18 protein-coding genes and 1 other annotated feature are annotated in these 18,041 nt (G+C 35.6%); of the genes, 1 reads left to right on the top strand and 17 read right to left on the bottom strand.

All coding sequences use genetic code 11. The annotated features are described in order from the left end of the window. Positions 1-140 precede the first annotated feature (140 nt). The 12 genes from NEH75_RS00550 to asnB all read right to left on the bottom strand — a co-directional run bounded on the left by NEH75_RS00550 (position 141) and on the right by asnB (position 10,287). On the bottom strand, positions 141-1,076 hold the full coding sequence (locus NEH75_RS00550) for a LysM peptidoglycan-binding domain-containing protein (RefSeq protein ID WP_055276416.1): 936 nt from the start codon (positions 1,074-1,076) through the stop codon (positions 141-143). A 629-nt stretch (positions 1,077-1,705) separates the two neighbouring features. Beyond that, positions 1,706-2,989 (bottom strand): GTPase ObgE, encoded by a 1,284-nt coding sequence (gene obgE, locus NEH75_RS00545; RefSeq protein ID WP_055243281.1) that lies wholly within the window; start codon positions 2,987-2,989, stop codon positions 1,706-1,708. 147 nt (positions 2,990-3,136) lie between these two features. After that, positions 3,137-3,421, bottom strand: a complete 285-nt coding sequence (gene rpmA / locus NEH75_RS00540) for a 50S ribosomal protein L27 (RefSeq protein ID WP_055243282.1) — start codon at positions 3,419-3,421, stop codon at positions 3,137-3,139. A gap of 11 nt (positions 3,422-3,432) precedes the next feature. After that, the gene (locus tag NEH75_RS00535) at positions 3,433-3,744 is read right to left on the bottom strand and encodes a ribosomal-processing cysteine protease Prp (protein WP_055243283.1); all 312 of its coding nucleotides are present in this window, start codon (positions 3,742-3,744) and stop codon (positions 3,433-3,435) included. A gap of 10 nt (positions 3,745-3,754) precedes the next feature. Then, the gene (gene rplU, locus NEH75_RS00530) at positions 3,755-4,063 is read right to left on the bottom strand and encodes a 50S ribosomal protein L21 (protein ID WP_055243284.1); all 309 of its coding nucleotides are present in this window, start codon (positions 4,061-4,063) and stop codon (positions 3,755-3,757) included. A 17-nt stretch (positions 4,064-4,080) separates the two neighbouring features. Then, positions 4,081-4,156, bottom strand: a sequence feature (ribosomal protein L21 leader region). 176 nt (positions 4,157-4,332) lie between these two features. Continuing rightward, positions 4,333-4,737, bottom strand: a complete 405-nt coding sequence (locus NEH75_RS00525) for a response regulator (RefSeq protein ID WP_237297172.1) — start codon at positions 4,735-4,737, stop codon at positions 4,333-4,335. A gap of 19 nt (positions 4,738-4,756) precedes the next feature. Then, positions 4,757-5,575: a site-2 protease family protein gene (locus NEH75_RS00520; RefSeq protein ID WP_055276418.1), complete on the bottom strand. Its 819-nt coding sequence runs from the start codon at positions 5,573-5,575 to the stop codon at positions 4,757-4,759. Positions 5,576-5,590: 15 nt separating this feature from the next. Further along, the gene (locus NEH75_RS00515; RefSeq protein WP_055243287.1) at positions 5,591-6,388 is read right to left on the bottom strand and encodes a peptidoglycan DD-metalloendopeptidase family protein; all 798 of its coding nucleotides are present in this window, start codon (positions 6,386-6,388) and stop codon (positions 5,591-5,593) included. Positions 6,389-6,562: 174 nt separating this feature from the next. Next, positions 6,563-7,081 carry a rod shape-determining protein MreD gene (mreD, locus tag NEH75_RS00510; protein ID WP_055243288.1) on the bottom strand — a complete coding sequence of 173 codons (519 nt, stop codon included), beginning with the start codon at positions 7,079-7,081 and terminating at the stop codon, positions 6,563-6,565. Then, a complete protein-coding gene (mreC, locus tag NEH75_RS00505; protein ID WP_055305595.1) occupies positions 7,074-7,925 on the bottom strand; it encodes a rod shape-determining protein MreC in 852 nt (283 codons plus the stop codon). Before mreC ends, mreD begins: the two co-directional genes overlap by 8 nt. A gap of 186 nt (positions 7,926-8,111) precedes the next feature. Continuing rightward, positions 8,112-8,681, bottom strand: coding sequence for a GNAT family N-acetyltransferase (locus tag NEH75_RS00500; protein ID WP_055243290.1), 570 nt, complete (start codon positions 8,679-8,681; stop codon positions 8,112-8,114). Positions 8,682-8,703: 22 nt separating this feature from the next. Next, positions 8,704-10,287 carry an asparagine synthase B gene (gene asnB / locus NEH75_RS00495; RefSeq protein WP_055305594.1) on the bottom strand — a complete coding sequence of 528 codons (1,584 nt, stop codon included), beginning with the start codon at positions 10,285-10,287 and terminating at the stop codon, positions 8,704-8,706. Positions 10,288-10,554: 267 nt separating this feature from the next. Here asnB and NEH75_RS00490 point away from each other — a divergent pair, with 267 nt between their 5' ends. Further along, a complete protein-coding gene (locus NEH75_RS00490; protein WP_237252673.1) occupies positions 10,555-10,845 on the top strand; it encodes a DUF1622 domain-containing protein in 291 nt (96 codons plus the stop codon). Positions 10,846-10,900: 55 nt separating this feature from the next. Here NEH75_RS00490 and radC read toward each other — a convergent pair whose 3' ends face one another. The 5 genes from radC to NEH75_RS00465 form a co-directional block, all read right to left on the bottom strand. Continuing rightward, entirely contained in the window at positions 10,901-11,584 is a 684-nt protein-coding gene (gene radC / locus NEH75_RS00485; protein WP_272875256.1) for a RadC family protein, read from the bottom strand. A 23-nt stretch (positions 11,585-11,607) separates the two neighbouring features. After that, positions 11,608-12,291, bottom strand: coding sequence for an SPOR domain-containing protein (locus NEH75_RS00480; protein ID WP_237252676.1), 684 nt, complete (start codon positions 12,289-12,291; stop codon positions 11,608-11,610). Positions 12,292-12,392: 101 nt separating this feature from the next. Beyond that, positions 12,393-13,673, bottom strand: a complete 1,281-nt coding sequence (locus NEH75_RS00475) for a bifunctional folylpolyglutamate synthase/dihydrofolate synthase (RefSeq protein WP_055305593.1) — start codon at positions 13,671-13,673, stop codon at positions 12,393-12,395. 20 nt (positions 13,674-13,693) lie between these two features. Beyond that, positions 13,694-14,188: a PASTA domain-containing protein gene (locus NEH75_RS00470; RefSeq protein ID WP_055243293.1), complete on the bottom strand. Its 495-nt coding sequence runs from the start codon at positions 14,186-14,188 to the stop codon at positions 13,694-13,696. Positions 14,189-14,399: 211 nt separating this feature from the next. After that, complete coding sequence (locus NEH75_RS00465) at positions 14,400-17,036, bottom strand: valine--tRNA ligase (protein ID WP_055305592.1); 2,637 nt, start codon at positions 17,034-17,036, stop codon at positions 14,400-14,402. Positions 17,037-18,041: the final 1,005 nt, after the last annotated feature.

Below are 18,041 nucleotides of genomic sequence, written 5' to 3'. Positions count from 1 at the left end.
CGCAGAGGACACCCTTGTCTTAGGCTATGTACTTTCCGCTACTTGGACGTACTCGGGACTTTAACCCGTTAGATAATACCCATGCCGGGCGCACATAAAAAAAGAAGATGTCAGACATCTTCTTTTTAGGAAATACGATGTTATAGATAAGGGTTTCGATACCATCCACCGTAAGAAGGATAACCTCCCCATCCCCATCCACCATAATATGGATAGTAGCCTCCCCATCCCCATCCACCGAAGAATGGATAACCAAATCCACCGATAAAGAAACGCTCATCTTGTGGACTTCTCATCCCATATGGGGCAGCCCCATATGGAGTTCCATAAGAAACTGGATAAGGGTTAACGTATGGACCAACAGCATAAGGATTCGCATATGGTGCCGGATAAGGCATTGGACCTGACGAACAGCTTGGTTTATAAGGTGAATAAAGCATAGATGGTGTCAGAGGCAATGGATAAGGAAGAGGTTGCGCAGCTACTCCCTGTGTTTGTGTTTGAGCTGTTGTTTGATTAGATTGTTGATAGTTTTTTTGATTCACCGAAACGTTATATTGTTCAACACTAGCAGCAACTCCTCCTATTCCAACTTTTACGCCATCATTCGGTTGTATCGGAACCTCCGTCTGGATAGGTTTTAGCGGAACTGGAATCGCTTCTTCTTTCACCTTTGTCACTTGAGTCGGTGTTGGTTGTTGCACTTGTTGTGCCTGTTGGACCTGTTGAACAGGTGCCGGTTGAGCTTGCTGCACTTGTTGCACCTGTTCAACTTGTTGCACTTGCTGTACAATAGGTGCTTCTTGCTTCACCACAACCGGTTCAGGTTCAACTGTTGTAACAGTCTTAAGTTCAATAGGGCTAGTATCTAAATTCGGATAATATTTTTGAATGTGTTGTGCGACATTTGATTCTTCTTTTCGGGCAGGTGAAGGAACTTTGACTTTTAATCCAGGTACAAGGCCAGTTAAATGATTGATATGAGTATTCATCCCAATCAAATCTTGAACACTGACATTGTATTTCTCCGCAATCGATTGAAACGTGTCGTTTCTCTGTACAATGTGGATTTTCATAAGTCTGATTCTCCTCTCTACATTATCTCTTTACAATATATGATGAGATTTTCACGAATATAACAAACTTATGCGAAGTGAGCTTTTTCCCTTAAAAGAAGATAAAGTTCACTCGACATTTCAATGCTCAGTATAACCCTTCGTTAGTTTGATTAACATTTATTCTTCTTTAATTTTTATATCACTTGTAATTCAACAATCATTATTTATAGAGCATCAAATCGTTGGAAGATTCTTTATTGAATTTATCATTTAAAAAGCAATTCCGTTTCCTCCCATATACGCCGGTGATGGTGTTGAAAAAGATTGTCTAAAGTAAACCGGATGAACCATGATCTAATAAATATCAATGTTAATCTCTAATTTTTCAATTGTAATGATAAGAATTAAGTTTTCATCTAAGTAATCACCATCAATTAGTAACAGATGCCTCATGAATCCTTACGCCTTTCTTTTAACGATGTTAGCTTCTTAAATCCAATGGGTTGCGCTTTAAATTGGTAAGTTAGTTGATATAAACATCAGATACTTGTTACAGTATTTTATTAATTTTTAACCATTTAAAGTCACTCATCTTGTTAAGATGATATAAAAAAACCACCTTACATAACGTAAAGTGGTCTATTATTTTAGTCTTTGAATTCAAACTCGAAGTTAAGGATGCGCACAAGATCTCCATCTTCCACTCCAAGGTCACGTAAGGCTTGATCAACACCGATTTGACGTAATTGACGTGCAAATCGCATAACTGATGCTTCACGGTTGAAGTCTGTTTGATGGAAGATTTTTTCCACATGTGTTCCTGTAACAACATACACTCCATCATCTCCACGAGAGATATGGAATTTCGCTTCTTCAGGTTTGAATTTATACGTTACTGATTGTTCCACTTCATCCTCATCATATAATGGGAATTGAGGTGTTTTTTCTAATAAATCAGCTGTTTTATATAACAATTGGTCGATTCCTTGACGAGTTGCCGCTGAAATTTCAACGATTGTTACATCATCTCCAACTTTTTCTTTAAATGCTTTTAAGTTTTCTTCAGCATCACCGATATCCATTTTATTAGCAACAACAATTTGCGGACGTTCTAATAATTTGTAACGGTATTGTGCTAACTCGTTATTGATTGTTACATAGTCTTCATATGGATCGCGTCCTTCCATACCAGACATATCAATAACGTGTAAGATAACACGCGTACGCTCAATATGACGTAAGAATTGATGTCCAAGTCCTGCGCCACTTGCAGCTCCTTCGATTAATCCTGGTAAATCAGCCATAACGAATGAACGACCATCTGGAACACCAACAACTCCTAAGTTAGGAACTAATGTTGTGAAGTGGTATGCTGCAATTTTTGGTTTACATGCTGAAACAACAGAGATTAATGTTGATTTCCCGACACTTGGGAATCCAACTAATCCTACGTCAGCTAATACTTTTAATTCCACGCGAACTTCACGTTTTTGACCTAACTCACCATTTTCAGCAAGTTCTGGCGCTGTATTACGAGGTGTTGCGAAGTGGATATTTCCGCGTCCTCCGCGTCCTCCTTTTGCGATAATCGCACGTTGACCATTTTCAGTTAAATCGGCAATAATCAAGTTTGTGCTGTTATCGTAAACAATCGTTCCCACTGGAACTTTTACGACTAAATCATCTGAGTTTTTACCATGGCAGCTTTTCGCCATTCCATTTTCACCGTTTTTAGCTTGTAATACACGGTTATAACGTAAATCTAATAATGTTGATAATCCTTCATCAGCAACGAAAACGACGCTACCACCGTTTCCACCGTCACCACCAGCAGGACCACCGTTAGCAATATATTTTTCACGACGGAAAGCTACGGCACCGTTTCCACCGTTTCCAGCCGTCACTTTAAGTTTGACTTGATCGATAAACAAGTGCATCCCTCAATTCTATCTCATGAAACTAACACTAGTTTCAATTTGGTATTCTTCTATATTATTAAAATAAACTTGTCAACTCATACAAGATATGAACATAAAAATAAACCCCTAATCAGATGATTAGGGGATTTATTAAATCGATTACTTAGCTTCTGGGTATACAGAAACTTGTTTTTTGTCACGTCCTAAACGTTCGAATTTAACGATACCATCGATTTTACAGAATAAAGTGTGATCCACACCCATACCTACGTTTGTTCCTGGATAAATTTTAGTTCCGCGTTGACGGTAGATAATTGATCCTGCAGAAGCGTATTGTCCATCAGCTAATTTAGCTCCTAAACGTTTAGACTCAGAGTCACGACCGTTCTTTGTAGAACCAACACCTTTTTTAGATGCGAAAAATTGTAAATTTAACTTTAACATGGGGCCACCTCCTACTTGTTTTCTATAACTGTTAAGTATTTAAATTGATCTTCTTCAATTGTTTGTAAAGAAGTAATCATTCCATAGATGAGCGTTTGACACGCATCACTTGATGGAAGATTTTCAACTAATAAATAACCATCTTCCATTTTTATGCTAAGTTCTGATTCGTCTAAGTTGATAATGGAATTGGTTAAGCCAAATGTCACAGCACTCACCGCAGCGCAGACTAAATCTTCACCCGGTTCACCTGCAAAGGCATGGCCGCTGATTTCAAATGACTCAACTTTATTATTTTGATAGTTAAAATTGGCTGTAATCATCGTCTAATAATTAAGCATTGATAGCTTCGATAACCACTTTAGTGTATGGTTGACGGTGACCTTGTTTCTTTTTGTAACCTTTTTTAGGTTTGTATTTGAACACGATGATTTTTTCACCTTTACCGTGTTTTTCAACCTTAGCAGTTACAGTTGCACCTTCTACTAATGGAGCACCAACTTTAGCGTTTTCTCCACCAACGAATAATACTTCGTCGAAAGTAACAACTTCACCTTCAGCAACATTTAATTTTTCAACGTAGATAGCTTGACCTACTTCAACTTTTAATTGTTTACCACCAGTTTTGATAATAGCGTACATTACCTGCACCTCCTTAAAATTTAACTAAGACTCGCCATTAAAGGTATATGCCAAAGACATATTTTGACCTTATCCGCGCGGTTGTAGTACCCTAAGGTGCTAACAACATGATTCATTATATCAAAGCTAATATCATTCGTCAATCATTTATCTATGGTTATGTCTACCTTTTTCGATTATTTTTGATACCTAAAAAATTAACGATTTTAAAAGCTTGATACTCTATTATAGATTATTTCATTTTTGTTTAAACAAAAAGTCTTATACTTTTATGTATAGCATAAGACTTTTTTAATCATATTTAAATCAATTGGCTTTAATAAGATATCATCCATCATGGCTTCTTGAAACTTTGGATCTTCTTTGGATAATAGATTAGCTGTTAAGGCAACAATTCGACCTTTATATCCTATATGTCGTAACTTCTTTGATGCTTCATAACCATCCATTGTCGGCATACAAATATCCATAACTACGACATCATAGTTTGGGTTTGCTTCAATTTCTTGAACAGCTTGTATCCCACTATCAATCGTTTTAACTTTTTTAATGTCCATTACATCTAATATATCTTCCATTAACATTAAGTTAATTTCATTATCATCTACTACTAATACGGAAAAATCATCTGTCATTTGTGCCACCTTCAACTCCGCCTCCAACTTAAGTTTCATTCGTTTTTCACTTATCATTTTAGTTAGATTTAATTTGAGCGTCAACAATTAGAGATGGATTTTCTTCATATTTTAACTTCAACCATTTTATCTCATCGTGAAGTCGATTTTTGACTTCAAATAAATTTAAATAGCCTCGATAGATATTATCTTCTAAAGAATCATTTCTAATTTTCACGATTTTTCTTGGTAAATCAACGTTTATATACATTTTCTTTTGTAAAAGAAAGCGTTGAAAAAGAAAATACATGTACTTATTATACTTTAATGTCGAATATGTTAAAAAACTCACAATGATAAACAATTGTCGAATATCGTATAAAATTGTTATACCTATAAAAAGAGCCATTAATCCCATGTTTAACCTTCTAATAATTCGTAAAACAGTTTTGTATGGAAAAAAACAACATAAAATAGCATTAATTAACCGACTACCATCAAGTGGTGGCAACGGAATAAGATTAAACATGATAACAAATAGTTGAGCCCATATGGTGTAATCATATAACATCGTATTCACAAAAGAGCTCATCTTCTCTCGCATTAAAATCAAAATAATTAACGTGATGAAGTTAAATAGAATACCACCACTACTAACAATGAAATCTTCAATATTTGATTTATTCAACTCTCCTTTAAACTGCATAATCCCACCGAAGGCGAAGAATTTAAGTTCTTCGAGTTCCCATTTATGAAAAAAGGCCATCGTAAGATGACCACATTCATGAACAATGATCGTTAGAGCAAAGATAACATATTCATTTAAATAGCCGAGCATAATAGCTAGGAGGGTCATTGCATAAAAAGAGGGATCAAATTTTAATCGATTTTTACGCATGATTAAACCTCCTAATTATTGCATCAGTGATTCTAAGTAAGCCGCGATATCTTGATATTGACCATCTTGATCTTTTAACGATAAGTAATAAAAAGCATCCTCTCCAAAATCTGTTCCTGGTACATCAATGACAGAACCCACACCTAAGACGTCTCCGATTTTAATATGCTGATACTGACTAACTTTACGATTCTCTAAGAACCCTACTGTTAGTATCCATTCATTTTGTAACTGAATATTCATAAAATTACTAATTTTATCATCCAATCCTACATTTAACACGATGCCTGGAACAAAGCTACGAATTTCTTCATCCTGTTTAATTTCAATAATAACTCCATTTTCATAATCTTTTAGCACCATATTGTTATAAGTATTATTAATAGCTTGTGAAACGTCAAAAATTGAATTCGTACTGTTTCCTTCAATTTCAATCGGATTCCCCGATTCATCAACAGTCGTTCCTTGCATCCCATTGACAGGTGATGTGGAGTCAGTGGCTTTAGGTAATCTATACTCAAATGGTAACATATTAGAAAGAAAGTCTTGATACATTTGTTCATACTTAGCAAACGGAAAACTTCCCATCATTACACTCTTAACACTCTCATAAAGAAGGACATTTGGAAGTTTTTGAATGACTAACACGCTCATCAATAAACATAAACAAATCATAGATTGAAACATAAACCGTCGGATAAACACGATACTCTCATCTTCCTGTTTTCGTTTATAGTAAGATGATGAATGGTTAGCTTGATAACCCCTATAGGCAGAGCGATAAGGTGGACGATTTCTTTTATAATTGGCCACGAAAATTCCTCCTAACTATTCTTTCATTTGTGCTAACTTGTTCAATGCATCATATGAAGTTTAGAGTTAGATTAGAACAGCTATTCCAATTGCTCTACTTATTTTTAAAGCGATTCTCTCTTATCTTCTGACTAAAAGCTAATCAAAAAAGACACCGTTCGGTGTCTTTTTTGATTAAAACTCGTTTAAAAACTGTCGCTGATATTTTCTAAACTGTGACTTTAAAATAGGATATAGCGGGATCGTGATTAAAGTATTAAAAATCGCAGTTGGAATTAAAATAAATTTAATAAATATCATGAATGACATATTCGTTGTTTTCATCGTATTCACGATAAAGTAAACAAACCATTCCTCAAAAATAACGACTCCCATAACTAATGCCATCATAGATAATAAATTAACTGGCATCGTTTGCGAGATAAATCGTAATAAAATGAATGTAATAATCGGAAACAGGCACGTATATAGTCCAATTAAATCAGTATAACAAATATCATAGAGTAAGCCAAAAATGCAGGCAAAAATAATGGGGCGAATCCCTTTATCATAAAAAGTAAATAAGGCTAAGCAAATTAAAAAAACATTTGGAATAATCATATAATGACCAACTATCGGTTGAATCGGTAAGAAAATGACTAATAGATTATCTAGTACAAAACAAGTTACAAAAGTAATAATTAATCTACTCATTGTTTGATGTCACCGCCTCGCGTGCAACCACGATGACGTAGTCCATATTATCATAGTTTTTCTCACCTTTTAGATAAAGTGTTTGTGTTAATCCATCTTTGCTTACTTCAATGCGATGGACATATCCAATTAATAATGAACGCGGATAAACACCACCTAATCCACTGGTAATCACAGCATCCCCTTCTTCTACAGCCACCTCTTTTGAAACTTGTGTCATCACTAATTCATCAGTTGTATAGTCATAACCTTCAACCGTTCCAATAGAACCTTCTTTTCCATCAATAATCGCTGAAACTTTACTTCCAAAATCTTGATTTTTAATCAATTTCACTTTAGCTGATAAATCATTGGTTGAAATGACTTTTCCAATTAAGAAACCCTCTTTCGATAAAACAGCCATGTTCTCTTTAATTCCTTGTTTACTTCCTTTATTAATGAAGATAAAATCATGCCATTGATCAACGTTACGCATGACTGTTGTGGCATTAATCGTTTCATAACTCGTTAAAGAAATTCCTGTACTTTGCAATTCTTCTAGTGAAGCCAGCTGTTCTTCTAATTGATGCGTATAAACTTCTAAGGCCTCATAATTGTACATTTGTTGCTTTAATAATTTATTTTCTTCATAAGTATGGAATAAATCATTGATATTCGTTACGAATCGTTTAAATCCTTCAACAATTCCTGTATAGCCCGTTTGAACGACGGTCATTCCATCCTTAATGAGACGTTCAGGAACTGAATTTTTCGTCTCTTGATGCATTGTATAACCGACTGTAATTAACGTCATAAAAATTAATACGATAATCCCAAACACTTTTAAATGGTTAACACCCTTCATTCGAACACATCCTACGTCTTTACAATAATCTTTTTTATATTGCTTATTATATATAATTGATATGTATGAAACAAGTCTATTTAGTCACATAAACACTAACTCAGAAAGTTTTCACACTTTTTCCATGAGATTTGACTTTACATCATTAAAAAATTCCCGCTGTATGTGGCAGGAACTTTCCATCTTCTATCCATCTAAATCGAAGTTTTCTTTAAGGATGACATACGTGTCACAGTCCACCCATTCGCGACGTCCATTTAATACCGCTCGTCTGACTAATTTATCATGAGTCATTCCTAGTTTTTGCATCACCCTGCCAGAGGCAACGTTTCGAACATCATGTTTAGCAATCACACCGTCAACTCCAATTTGTTCAAAAGCAAACTGAAGAACGGTTTTAGCTGCTTCAGTCGTCAAGCCTTGATTCCAATACCGTTTTGCAAGACAATACCCAAGTTCACAGTAATGACGTCGCCCTCGACGATGAAATTGAAACAAAGAAATCGAGCCAATCACTTCATCACTTTGACGATCGACAATCGCCCACTGATACGTATTTAACAGTTGATAAGCCGCTTCCCAATTCACTAAAATTCGCTCGGTTGTTTCTAAATCTTCATGAGTCGGCCATGCAACAAACTGAGTCACTTCATCATCACTACTCCAATTTTCAAAAACCATTGTTGCATCGCTGACTTTAAATCTTCTTAAATAAAGTCGCGATGTATCAAGCCGGCATGTTCCTAAATGTTTCATTCCTTAAACTCCTTTAAATCTCTTATTTTCCACTATCACCATAATTAGCTAAGACTCGGGCACTCGGATCTAAGACATTACACCCTTCCCACGCTTTATTCGGCATCCAATAATCTTTAATCCATTTCGCATGTCCATTAAAGTGCCGATCAAAAATCTCGCGATAAAGTAAAGATTCTTTCGTAAATGGAACACAATCACCTTCATACTTTTTCACTTTTTTCTCAAACACTTCATCTGTATATTGAGATTCGGCATAATCTTTTAAAATATCGACTAAGGAATGTCCTACTGCATCTGAAAAAGCAGCCTTTTCTCTCATTAAAATACTTTGGGGTAAATAGTCACCAACAAAAGCCTTGCGTAACAAATATTTTCCTTTATTATACTGGTTTAATTTGAGTTGTGGATTCACGCCCATGACGTAATCAACGAAGGCTAGATCACCAAATGGCACGCGTGCTTCAATGGAATTAGCTGAAATGCAACGATCAGCTCGTAAAACGTCATACATATAAAGCTCGCGAATTCGTTTTTGAGATTCCTCTTGGAAAGCTGCTGCGCTTGGTGCATAGTCTGTATATTTATAGCCAAACAATTCATCACTGATTTCACCCGTTAATAACACTTTAACATCGGTTTGTTCTCGAATTGCCTTACATAATAAATACATTCCTATTGAAGCACGAATCGTTGTGATATCGTAAGTTTCTAAAATATAAATTACTTCTTCTAAACAATTAATCACATCATCTTTATTAATAATGACTTCTGTATGATCAGAACCAATGTAGTCGGCCACTTCTTTTGCATATTTTAAATCAATTGCGTCTGTCTCCATACCAATGGCAAAAGTTTTAATCGGTCGGTTCAACAACTTGGCAGCAATACTACAAACTAAACTGGAATCAAGTCCTCCACTTAACAAGAATCCAACAGGAACATCCGCATCCAATCGCTTACGAACACCTTCAATTAAGCGGGTATTAATCTCTTTCGTAATCTCTTCGATACTTCCATTATAAAACCCTGATGACTGTGCCGCATCATAATAGCATGTAAACGCACCATCCGCATAGTAATATCCCGGTGGAAATGGATAAACTTCATCACATAACTTGACTAATGCCTTCGCTTCAGAAGCAAACATGATTTTATGACTATTCTTAGAGTAGCCATAAAAGAGTGGTCGAATGCCAATCGGATCTCGTCCAGCAATAAAATCATCTTTTTTTGCATCATAAATCACAAGTGCAAATTCTGCGTCTAATTGTTTAAAAAAGTCTAATCCATACGTTTCATAAAGCGGTAAAATAATTTCGCAATCACTATCTGAGTAAAACGTATATTTATGTTTTAGTTGTTCCCTCCATTCTTTAAACCCGTACAGTTCTCCATTACAAACGACTAAATTTCCATGAAGTTCAAACGGTTGATTTCCAGACTTTGTTAAGCCCATGATTGATAATCGATGAAAGCCCCAAAGTCCTCTTTCACGATTTTCAATAACACAAAAATCTGGTCCCCGATATGAAATACGAATAAAGCTTTCTTCAAAATCCTCTACCTTTATATCATTTGCCGTATAAACCATAAATCCACACATTGATTTCATCCCCCTTCGACGACTGCCTATTACTCCCTTTTCTTTAATCATATGCTAGTAAGCGATTCTAAAATAACTACTTTTTTTGATTTTATCTCATCTTTTTCGAGTTTTCTTGAATTGAGCTTAATCAAGTTTGGCATAAGTCATGTTTTTTGCGGATAAACTATCACTATCTTATCATTTTTGAAAGGAACTTTTTTTATGTTTATGCTTAAAAACTTTGTTGATGAGATTCTCCCGATAATTATTGGAATTCTAGAAACTATGGGTATTTTTATTATTACACTTGGTGCATTTCGCGCCTTCTATCATTATATGAAGACTTTAATCTTTAAAGATCACTATCCAGTCAAACATCAATTTGCTAATTCAATGGCGACCGGACTGGAATTTAAGTTAGCTGCTGAAATTTTAAAAACTGTTCTTATTCAAAGTTTAAGCGAGCTGCTTATTTTAGGATCTATCTTTTTACTTCGTGTTGTAATGACTATCGTCATCGAATGGGAAATGAAAGAAGATGCGAAACAAAAAAATATCCATTCCGGGCGAACATAAAAAGCTCTCAATTAAGAGAGCTTTTTATTATGTTTGTCTATTACATGTAAAGACATTATAGATACCCTTTTTCTTTTAAACTTGTAAACTGCTCATCACCTATAATCAAGTGATCAAGTAGTTTAATCCCGATTAACTCCCCAGCTTCATACAATCGATGTGTCAATTGAATATCTTGCTGGGAAGGAGTTGGATCCCCACTGGGATGATTATGCGCACAAATCACCGATGCCGATGATCGTTTAATCGCTTCTTTAAAAACTTCTCGCGGATGAACGATCGCTTTATTAAGTGAACCGATAAAAATCGTCTTTTTCCCAATAATATAATTTTTCGTATCTAAGAATAATACCACAAAATGCTCTTGCGTTAAATGCTTCATCTCTGCCGATAAAAAGGAGACACAATCACTAGGTGATAAAATAGAATCTAGTTTCACATGCTTCGCTTTTGCAATTCGTTTGCCCAGTTCAATACTCGCTAAAATCTGAATTGCCTTGCTTTCACCGATTCCATGGATACTCATTAATTCTTCGACCGTAATTTCATTCAGTAATTTTAAACCTTGTGTTTGTTGTAAAATCATCTGTGCTAGTCCAAGTGCTGATTGACCTCTACTCCCTGTCCGCAGTAAAATCGCTAATAATTCTGCATTCGATAAAAAAGTCGCACCTTCTGATAATAGCCGCTCTCGTGGTCGTTCTTCAAAAGGTAAATCACGAATCATAAAAGATTCCATGAAGTGTCCATCACATCCTATTCTTATCCATTTAACCATTGATAAATTTCAAGCAACATTTTCTGACGCTCCGTTGAGAGCGCATCAAAAGAGGCTGTTGAAAGTGTGACATAATATCCCCATATATGCATTTCATCATCCGTGAATGTTTGAATAAAATCTCCAGTCATCTCAAATGGTTTCTGTTTCACAGCTTGTAAAAAGTAATTCCACTTTAAATCATCTGTTGAAACTTCCACCGCTTTGATAAAGCAATTAATTTGCTTCTCTTTCAGCGCTTCTTGAACTGGAGCCAAACTTTCTTTAGTACCCGAAACATGAGAAAACACGGAGTACTTTCCATCAACTTTTAAAATTCCATAATTATAACCCAATTGCTTTAACTCTCCCGCTAAACTTAAAACATTATCGTATGTTTCATAAACCCCAAGTTGCATTACATAGATTTCGTTTTCAGCCGTCGTGCTTTCAGATGCATCAGATTGCCCCTCTTCAGCTTCTACATCTTTGGACTTTTCTAGCTCTTGAGGTTGATCATTTGGTCCCCCTACTGTTGCTGTAGGTCCTTGTGTCGGCACTAAAAAGTTATCTAATAATTTTCCAAAGGATAATCCTAACATCGTAAAAATTAAAGTTAATAAAATTAATGGCTGAATTGTTTTAAAATTAATTTTCAATTTAAACTTCTTAAATTTCTTCTTTTTCATCATGACCCCACCCTATCATCTTCAGTCATTGCTTCGTCTACAATCCTTCGTTTGTCTGGGTATCATCATATCAAAAGTCATTCAAAAAAATTGTCTAAATCTCACTTCATTAATGATTTTCGTACATCTGAGATAAAGTAAAGTGATCCAGTAATCACCAGACAATCCTCGTCCTCCAGTTCACCTAATAAATAATCAATCAGTTCATGGAAGTCTTCCTCATACGATGAATGAGGTCGATTAAACACCTCATACTGCTCTTTTGCAGATTGCGCACGTGGAAAATCAAACGTAGTGAAGTACACGTGATCAGCTGTTTCATCTAAGACATCAAACATTTGCGTGTAATCTTTATCTTTTAAAATACTTACCATAAACAGGTGACGATTGGTTGGGTAAAGATTTTTAAGTGTCTCACACAATTGTGTCATCCCTTCTAAGTTGTGCGCTCCATCTAAAATAATTGCTGGTTGTTCATGAATAACTTCAAATCTTCCTTTCCAAAACGCTTGTTTCATCCCCCTATATATATTTACATCAGAAATGTTGAAAATCCTTTTTTGTTTTAAATATTGTAAGATGGCGTATGCAAGTGTTGCATTTTTAATTTGATGAGCCCCTTTCATCGTTAGCTCCACATCTTTTAACTGAGGCCAATCAAACTTAACCCCTTCTGGAGTTAAATGAATATTCGCTGGTTTATAAACTTCGAGTGCTTCGATCAGCTGACTCTTTTTTTCTGATGCAATTATCTTAAATTCTGTTAATACTTCTAAATTTTCTTCTGTAGTAACCAGTGGAATCCCTTGCTTCACAATTCCTAGTTTTTCATGAGCAATTTTCATTAATGTATCTCCTAAAATCGCTTCATGATCATGACCAATATTCGTAATTCCACAAACGATTGGTGAAATAACATTTGTTGCATCAAAACGTCCACCTAGCCCTACTTCATAGAGCACGACATCGACTTGGTGGTGTTTAAAATAAATAAATGAAATTAATGTAATAATTTCAAACTCTGTAAATGGTCCAATATTAGTTTTATTAATTTCTTCTACTACTGGCTTAATGACATTCGCACACCAAGCTAGGTCATCATCACTAATTGGTATTCCATTTAATGAGATTCGTTCATTAAATGTTTCAATATAAGGAGAAGTAAAAGTCCCTACCTGATAGCCCGCATCTTGTAACACAGAACGTAAATACGTCACCGTCGATCCTTTCCCATTTGTCCCCGCAATATGAATCGTTTGTATTTTTAAATGTGGGTTATCTAGACGGTCAAGCGCTGCCTGCATGCGTTCAAGTCCTGGACGAATTCCAAATCGCAATTGTTCTGATACCCATTCGATAACTTCTTTTCCACTTCTAAACATGTTGTTCTCACCTGCTTTGATTATTCTGTTTTAATGGTGACGGACACTGCCATTCCCTTTGTTAACAACTCACCCGCTAAAACGGATTGTGTCTCAATGATCCCTTCTTCCGCTTGAGATTCAATCTTTAAATCATATAAATCTGCGAATTCTTTTAGTTCCATCAAAGTCTTTCCAGTAAAATCCTCCATTACCGGAAATCCTTTTGACACTTGTAGTGTTAAAATTAGTGGATCATCACCAATTTTTGTTCTTGGTTTAATAGATTGTTCCATGACACAGTTTTGTAAGACATCATATGAATAAGCTAATTCATAAATAATTGAAATATTCTCATGTGATTCATCATATTTCATCACTTCATCTGCTGGCCACCCATGAAAATTTGGAATCGTATTCAATTTAAGTGTTGATTTAGCGTTTATGACTAAGGCAATTGCAATCGATAATCCAAAAATCCAACAATAAAATCTAGCATTTAATCGATACTTTTTTCGTTTCTTTTTTTTGCCCATTCCCACACATCCTTATGTATTCAAATAATAAAATAGTTTTCCCAATTTATCTAAATCTATAAATCTCTTCCAAAGTTATACTTGATAACTAAAATATTAAAATCCTATCATAATTCTACCAACTAAACTTACTTTTTAAAAGGGTAAAACGTTCTTTCCACTTGATTCATACAAAAAAGCTCTCGGATAAACCGAGAGCTTTCATATCAGATTATTTTTGAAGTTGAGTTAAACGTGCTTCAACTGTTGCATACTTTTCTTTGTAGTCTGCTAATTTGTTACGTTCTTCTTCAACTAAGTGAGTAGGTGCTTTCGCGACGAATTTTTCATTTGCAAGTTTTGATTCTCCACGTTTAACTTCTGCTGCTAATTTTTTTAGCTCATTATTTAAACGTTCAATTTCAGCACTTACATCGATTAATCCTTCAGTTGGTAAGAAAATGTCTGCACCTGTAACAACGGCTGTCATTGTTTCTTCTTCTACTGTTAAATCTTTTTCAATCACTAATTCACTTGGGTTACAGAAACGTTTTAAGTACGCTTGGTTTGTACTTAAGTTTTCTAATACCTCTTCTGATTTAGCATTGATGAAGATACGGATTTGTTTGCTCATTGGTGCATCAACTTCTGCACGGATGTTACGTACTGAGCGGATGATATCCATTAATAACGTGAAGTTATTGATTGCTTTTTCATTGTTATACTCTGGTTTAACAACCGGCCAAGCAGCTACCGCACACGCCGTATTTCCACGAGTAATCATTTGATAGATTTCTTCTGTTACGAATGGCATGAATGGGTGTAATAATTTCACGATTGATTCTAAGACGTAAGTTAAGACCATACGAGTTGAGCGTTTTGCTTCTTCATCTTCACCTTGTAATGGTAACTTCGCCATTTCGATGTACCAGTTACAGAAGTCTTCCCAGATAAAGTTATATAAATGACGTCCTACTTCACCAAATTCGAATTTATCAGCATTGTAGTTGATCGCTTCGATTGTTTCATTTAAACGTCCTAAGATCCATTGATCTGCAACATTTAATGTTGCTTCTTCTAATTTCACATCTTCACAAGTCATTCCGTCTAAGTTCATGATAACGAAACGAGAAGCATTCCAAATTTTATTGATGAAGTTCCATGTTGATTCAACTTTTTCTTCGATATAACGTAAGTCTTGACCTGGTGCTGAGTTTGTTGTTAAGAAGTAACGTAAGCTATCTGCCCCGTATTTCTCAATAACGTCCATTGGGTCAACCCCGTTACCTAATGATTTACTCATTTTACGTCCTTCAGCATCACGAACTAATCCATGGATTAAAACGTTTTTAAACGGACGCTCATCTGTGAACTCTAAACTTTGGAAGATCATACGAGATACCCAGAAGAAGATGATGTCATATCCAGTAACTAATGTATCCGTTGGGAAGTAAGCTTTGAAGTCTTCACATTCAACATCTGGCCAACCTAATGTTGTGAATGGCCATAATGCAGATGAGAACCATGTATCTAATACGTCTTCATCTTGGTTCCAGTTTTCAATGTCTGCTGGAGCCTCTTCTCCTACGTACATTTCACCTGTTTCTTTATGATACCAGGCTGGAATTTGGTGTCCCCACCATAACTGACGTGAAATACACCAGTCATGAATGTTTTCCATCCAACGTAAGAATGTATTTTCGAAACGGTCTGGTACAAAGTTTACTTTGTTATCTGTTGATTGGTTAGCAACTGAACGTGCTGCTAATTCTTCCATTTTAACGAACCATTGAGTTGATAAGTATGGTTCAACGACTGCATCTGTACGCTCAGAGTGTCCAACTGAATGAACGTGTTTTTCGATTTTTACTACTAATCCCGCTTCCTCTAAGTCAGCTACTAATTGACGACGGGCATCGAAACGATCCATCCCATTGTATTTACCTGCTAATTCATTCATTGTTCCATCTAAGTTCATACAGATTGGACGAGCTAAATCATGACGGTTTCCAACTTCGAAGTCGTTTGGATCGTGAGCTGGTGTAATTTTAACAGCACCTGTTCCAAAGTCCATTTCAACGTACTCATCAGCGATAACTGGAATTGGTTTGTTGTTTCCTGGGATTAAGACGTTTTTACCTAATAAGTGTTGGTAACGCTCATCTTCAGGGTGAACCGCAACAGCTACGTCTCCGAACATTGTTTCAGGACGAGTTGTGGCAACTTCTAAGAACTCATTTGTTCCTTCAATCATGTATTTGAAGTGGTAGAATGCCCCTTCGATTTCTTTATGGATAACCTCGATATCTGATAAAGCCGTACGTGCAGCTGGATCCCAGTTAATAATACGCTCACCACGATAGATTAATCCTTTTTCATATAATTGAACGAAAACTTTACGAACAGCTTTTGATAATCCTTCATCTAATGTGAAACGTTCACGAGAGTAATCTAATGAAAGTCCCATCTTTTCCCATTGTTGACGAATGAATCCTGCATATTCTTCTTTCCATTCCCAAGCTTTTTCTAAGAATGCTTCACGCCCGATATCGTAACGAGAAACACCTTGCTCTTTTAAACGAGCATCAACTTTTGCTTGAGTTGCGATTCCTGCGTGGTCCATACCTGGTAACCATAACGCATCAAATCCTTGCATACGTTTCATACGAATAATAATATCTTGTAATGATGTATCCCATGCGTGCCCTAAGTGTAACTTACCTGTTACGTTTGGTGGTGGAATAACGATCGTATACTTCGGTTTATTTGATTGTGGTTGAGCTTTGAAACAATCTTGCTCATACCAAAATGCATATTTACCTTGTTCTACATCTAAATGATTATACTTAGGTGCTAAGTTTTTCGTCATTTTAGTGTCCTCCTTTTCTTATTTTGTGATAGATGGAACGAATGCCATCTATTTAATTTCAGCTCTACTCGTTGATGTCTTATTCCTTACTACTTTTATGAAGGATAGGCACCAAAAACTCAATAATCAAAGCGTTCAAAAATCTTACATCATGTATGGACTTGCATCACACTAGAATCATGAAACATTAACCTTACATTTGCTTTCTCACTCAGTTATAGGTTCTCAACTAAAAAATTTTTGGAATAATCTTAGCACAACTTGAAGAAGTTGCGGCAAATATCAAATGGATGTGTCATGATATTTGTTAGATCCCTAAAACGGGTTGGAATAATCTTTACACAACCTGGTGAAGTTGCGACAAATACCAAATGGATGACTAAATGATATGTGTTGAATCCCTATATCTAAATGAAAAATCAAGTTAAAACAAATGTAACAATATCTGCGCGAGACCACCTGGATAATACATAATATAAAATATTTAAACTCAAATACCTCTAAGTAATACTTTGGTTTATGTCTCATTCGTGACAAATATTAACTTAGTCTAAATGGAATCTTAAGCGGGACTTTTGTTTACCCCATTTATATCGACATCTCTTAAGTGTAATGTTAATCAGATAGCTAATCTTCTCGGTATCAAGTCGTGTCTCTTACTTATATCCGTAACTTCATTCAACTTTTATTCATTCCTACCTCTTATGGGTTCCCTACCGCACGTGGCAAAGCTCGTGCATTTCCTCAACTGGTAGGGTATGGGTTCCCTACCGCACGTGGCAAAGCTCGTGCATTTCCTCAACTGGTAGGGTATGGGTTCCCTGGCATTTTCGTAGAAAATGTATCCTCAACTACTAGGGTCCGAATCAATAAAACTTTTAAGAAATAGTCCCATTGCTTCTATTATTAAGTTTTTATCCTAATTAAAAAAGGCAATTAATAGATTTTACGTAAACAAGTAAAACTAATAAAGATGCATCATTGAACCACCTGGATAATGGGTTC

The sequence above is a fragment of the Turicibacter sp. T129 genome, assembly GCF_025594975.1.
Classification (GTDB): Bacteria; Bacillota_I; Bacilli_A; order MOL361; family Turicibacteraceae; genus Turicibacter; species Turicibacter bilis.
This window is presented reverse-complemented; position numbering and strand designations above follow the sequence as displayed.

Bases quoted from the DNA above. Each gene is read 5' to 3' on its own strand.
- NEH75_RS00500 (WP_055243290.1), bottom strand. From the start codon at position 8,681: ATGAAACATTTAGGAACATGCCGGCTTGATACATCGCGACTTTATTTA.
- radC (WP_272875256.1), bottom strand. From the start codon at position 11,584: ATGGAATCTTTTATGATTCGTGATTTACCTTTTGAAGAACGACCACGA.
- mreD (WP_055243288.1), bottom strand. From the start codon at position 7,081: ATGAGTAGATTAATTATTACTTTTGTAACTTGTTTTGTACTAGATAAT.
- NEH75_RS00480 (WP_237252676.1), bottom strand. From the start codon at position 12,291: ATGAAAAAGAAGAAATTTAAGAAGTTTAAATTGAAAATTAATTTTAAA.
- NEH75_RS00525 (WP_237297172.1), bottom strand. From the start codon at position 4,737: ATGAAACTTAAGTTGGAGGCGGAGTTGAAGGTGGCACAAATGACAGAT.
- NEH75_RS00475 (WP_055305593.1), bottom strand. From the start codon at position 13,673: ATGTTTAGAAGTGGAAAAGAAGTTATCGAATGGGTATCAGAACAATTG.
- NEH75_RS00490 (WP_237252673.1), top strand. From the start codon at position 10,555: ATGGGTATTTTTATTATTACACTTGGTGCATTTCGCGCCTTCTATCAT.
- mreC (WP_055305595.1), bottom strand. From the start codon at position 7,925: ATGAAGGGTGTTAACCATTTAAAAGTGTTTGGGATTATCGTATTAATT.
- NEH75_RS00470 (WP_055243293.1), bottom strand. From the start codon at position 14,188: ATGGGCAAAAAAAAGAAACGAAAAAAGTATCGATTAAATGCTAGATTT.
- NEH75_RS00535 (WP_055243283.1), bottom strand. From the start codon at position 3,744: ATGATTACAGCCAATTTTAACTATCAAAATAATAAAGTTGAGTCATTT.
- NEH75_RS00465 (WP_055305592.1), bottom strand. From the start codon at position 17,036: ATGACGAAAAACTTAGCACCTAAGTATAATCATTTAGATGTAGAACAA.
- NEH75_RS00520 (WP_055276418.1), bottom strand. From the start codon at position 5,575: ATGCGTAAAAATCGATTAAAATTTGATCCCTCTTTTTATGCAATGACC.
- asnB (WP_055305594.1), bottom strand. From the start codon at position 10,287: ATGTGTGGATTTATGGTTTATACGGCAAATGATATAAAGGTAGAGGAT.
- rpmA (WP_055243282.1), bottom strand. From the start codon at position 3,421: ATGTTAAAGTTAAATTTACAATTTTTCGCATCTAAAAAAGGTGTTGGT.
- rplU (WP_055243284.1), bottom strand. From the start codon at position 4,063: ATGTACGCTATTATCAAAACTGGTGGTAAACAATTAAAAGTTGAAGTA.
- NEH75_RS00550 (WP_055276416.1), bottom strand. From the start codon at position 1,076: ATGAAAATCCACATTGTACAGAGAAACGACACGTTTCAATCGATTGCG.